This is a genomic window from Variovorax sp. P4_D9, from assembly GCF_056401695.1.
Genome location: NZ_JBFUIU010000933.1, coordinates 1 through 3,251, shown reverse-complemented (window position 1 = coordinate 3,251; position 3,251 = coordinate 1). Strand labels below are relative to the sequence as shown.

At 65.6% G+C, this 3,251-nt stretch carries 3 protein-coding genes and 1 tRNA gene; 3 read left to right on the top strand and 1 reads right to left on the bottom strand.

Annotation, left to right across the window (positions count from 1 at the left end):
• Positions 1 to 1,872: ribonuclease R (gene rnr, locus AC1DY5_RS48565; protein WP_478121490.1), on the bottom strand; the 1,872-nt coding region annotated here is incomplete at its 3' end.
• A gap of 90 nt (positions 1,873 to 1,962) precedes the next feature.
• Between rnr and AC1DY5_RS48560 the strand changes: the two genes are divergently transcribed.
• From AC1DY5_RS48560 to AC1DY5_RS48550, 3 genes are all read left to right on the top strand, one after another.
• Positions 1,963 to 2,047 (top strand) — tRNA-Leu (locus AC1DY5_RS48560).
• 443 nt (positions 2,048 to 2,490) lie between these two features.
• Complete coding sequence (locus tag AC1DY5_RS48555; protein WP_478121489.1) at positions 2,491 to 2,742, top strand: hypothetical protein; 252 nt, start codon at positions 2,491 to 2,493, stop codon at positions 2,740 to 2,742.
• 95 nt (positions 2,743 to 2,837) lie between these two features.
• A complete protein-coding gene (locus AC1DY5_RS48550) occupies positions 2,838 to 3,173 on the top strand; it encodes a DUF1090 family protein (RefSeq protein WP_478121488.1) in 336 nt (111 codons plus the stop codon).
• Positions 3,174 to 3,251: the final 78 nt, after the last annotated feature.

Below are 3,251 nucleotides of genomic sequence, written 5' to 3'. Positions count from 1 at the left end.
GATGTGCACCAGGCCCTCGACATACATCGCGTCGAGCGTGACGAAGATGCCGAAGGTGGTCGCGGCCGTGACCACGCCGCCGTACTCCTCGCCCAGGTGCTCGCGCATGTACTTGCACTTGAGCCAGGCCTCGACGTCGCGGCTGGCCTCGTCGGCACGCCGTTCGTTGGCGCTGCAGTGCAGGCCCGCGGCCTCCCAGGCCAGCGTTTCCTTGGTCGGCGCGACCGTGGCCTTCTGTGGCTTGCTCGTCGGCGCCTTGACACGCGAGGCCAGCCGCTTCGCCAGCTTGGCATGCGCCTCGCCCGGCGTCGGCAGCATCGGCAGCTGATACTTGGTCTTGCCGAGGATGGCCTTGATCACGCGGTGCACCAGCAGGTCCGGGTAGCGGCGGATCGGACTCGTGAAATGGGTGTAGGCCTCGTAGGCCAGGCCGAAGTGGCCGCTGTTGATCGGCGTGTAGATCGCCTGCTGCATCGAGCGCAGCAGCATCGTGTGGATCTGCTGCGAATCCGGCCGGTCCTTGGTCGCCTCGGCGATGGCCTGGAACTCGCCCGGCTTCGGGTCGTCGGTGATGGACAGGCCCACGCCCATGGCCTTGAGGTAGCCGCGAAGGATTTCCTTCTTTTCGGGCGTCGGGCCCTCGTGCACGCGGTAGAGGCCGGGATGCTTGCCCTCGGCGATGAAGTCGGCGCTGCAGACGTTGGCCGCCAGCATGGCTTCCTCGATCAGGCGGTGCGCCTCGTTGCGGGTGCGCGGCACGATCTTCTCGATCCGGCCGGCGTCGTCGCAGATGATCTGCGTCTCGGTGGTCTCGAAGTCGACGGCGCCGCGCTTCGATCGCTGCTGGAGCAACGCGCGGTAGACGTCGTGCAGGTTGAGCAGGTCCTTGACGCGGTCCTTGCGTTTCTGCGCCTCGGGGCCGCGCGTGTTGCCAAGGATCGCCGCCACCTCGGTGTACGTGAAGCGCGCATGGCTCCACATCACCGCCGGATAGAACTGGTAGGCGTAGATCTCGCCATCGGCCGCGACCAGCATGTCGCAGACCATGCACAGGCGCTCGACCTCGGGGTTCAGCGAGCAGAGGCCGTTCGACAGCTTCTCGGGCAGCATCGGAATCACGCGACGCGGGAAGTAGACGCTGGTCGCGCGCTCGTAGGCATCGATATCGATCGCCGAGCCGGTCTTCACGTAGGCGCTGACGTCGGCGATCGCGACCAGCAGGCGCCAGCCCTTGCCGCGGCCGACCTTCGCGGGCTCGCAATACACGGCGTCGTCGAAGTCGCGTGCGTCCTCGCCGTCGATGGTGACCAGCGGCACATCGGTGAGGTCGATGCGGCCGTGCTTGTCGACCGGCCGCACCTTGTCGGGAATAGCTTTCGCTTCGGCCAGGCACGCTTCCGAGAACTCGTGTGGCACGCCGTACTTGCGCACCGCGATCTCGATCTCCATGCCGGGGTCGTCGATCTCGCCGAGCACTTCCTTGACGCGGCCGACCGGTTGGCCGAACAGCGCGGGCGGCTCGGTGAGCTGCACCACCACCACCTGCCCGACCTTGGCGGTACCGGTCGCGCCCTTGGGAATCAGGACGTCCTGCCCGTAGCGCTTGTCCTCCGGTGCCACCAGCCAGACACCGCCTTCGTGCAGCAGCCGGCCGATGATCGGCTGCTCGGGCCGCTCGAGGATCTCGACCACGCGGCCCTCGGGACGGCCGCGCCGATCCTGGCGCACGATGCGCGCCTTGACGCGGTCCTTGTGCAGCACCGCGCGCATCTCGTTGGGAGGCAGATAGATGTCGGCTTCACCGTCATCGCGTTGTACGAAACCGTGTCCATCGCGGTGTCCTTGCACCGAACCTTCAATTTCATCCAGCAAGCCGCTGGGATGGCCAATATTTTTGATATGATCTCCTTCGTTCCTGAAATTCAAAACCTGCTGCAAGGATTCATTCCAAGCAGCATGTGGGCCCAGATGGCGGAATTGGTAGACGCACTAGTTTCAGGTACTAGCGAGTAACATCGTGGAGGTTCGAGTCCTCTTCTGGGCACCATAACTGATACAAGCACACCCCGGCGAATCAACGATTCACCGGGGTTTTTTGTTGCCTGAACACATTGCACGTCCGCGGCCTCCATCGAGCCCAAAGACAAATCCACGCGCCCCATTGTGCGCCTCCCCCCGAACAGCCCGCCGCAGATCGCGCCTGCCCATGTGCAGGCATGGGCCAATGCGAACAGCGCAAGAATCGAGACCAGGCTCGACGCCGCAGCCGACAAGACGGATTCGGAGAGGTGGGACAGTTTGCGACGAATGAAGTGGTGCAGTGACCCGCTGGCAGACAAGCGCTTGGCCTGGCCGTCGACGCTGGACATCGGCCAGCGGATCGGATGCAGTCTAGCGCAGGATCGGGCCGCGCCGGCCCCGAAACTTGGGCCGCCCGAACGCGCTCGGCCTCGGGCAGAATTCCGCGAACGTCTCAACCCGGTCCCCTGGATGCCTCAACTCAAAGTCAGCGTCGTCAACCTCACCGGCCAGGCCCAGCTGGTGCACGTCTTCGACACCCTCAACGGCGGCACGCGCCCGGTCGGGGGAAACCCGTTCGAGCTCGCGAAGGGCGAACGCTCGGTCGCCTTCGGCGTCAACGCGGATGCGCGCGGGCACGGCATGCTTGCCTATCGAAGCCGCAGCGGCATCGTCCGCACCGGCATCGACGTGACGGATGGCAGCGCCGTGGAGATCCGGTAGCCGCCGTCGAGATCCGCTGGCTCCTGGCTGCGTTCACGCGCGCGGTGCAGAATCGCCACCACGCTCTTCAACCCCATCTGTCAGGCTGCCTTGCCATGCGATTGAAACTGGGCCTCTTGGCCGTCGTTCTCCTTGCTTCCGCAAACCACACCTTCGCCCAGGCCGCCGAGCCGACGGATGCCGCCAGTTGCAAGGCCGAGGAGGCCACGCTCGATGAGGACATCGCTCAGGCGCGCGCCAGGGGCCAGATGCTCCGGCGCCGCCAACTCACCGAGTCGCTGGCCGCACTGCACGCCCACTGCGAAGCCCTGATAGCCGCCAAGGACCCGGCGACGCAGATCAAGCGCCAGGAACAGGAGGTGCAGCTGTTGCGAGTCGAGCTCGAACGCGCCGAAGCTCAGCTTCGCAAGCTCAAGGCGGCCAAGCCGTGAGCGTCTGAGCGACCTCAGCGAGGAAGCACCGGAGTCGGTGGCCGCCTTCGGATGCGATCAGATGGGCAGTGCGATCAG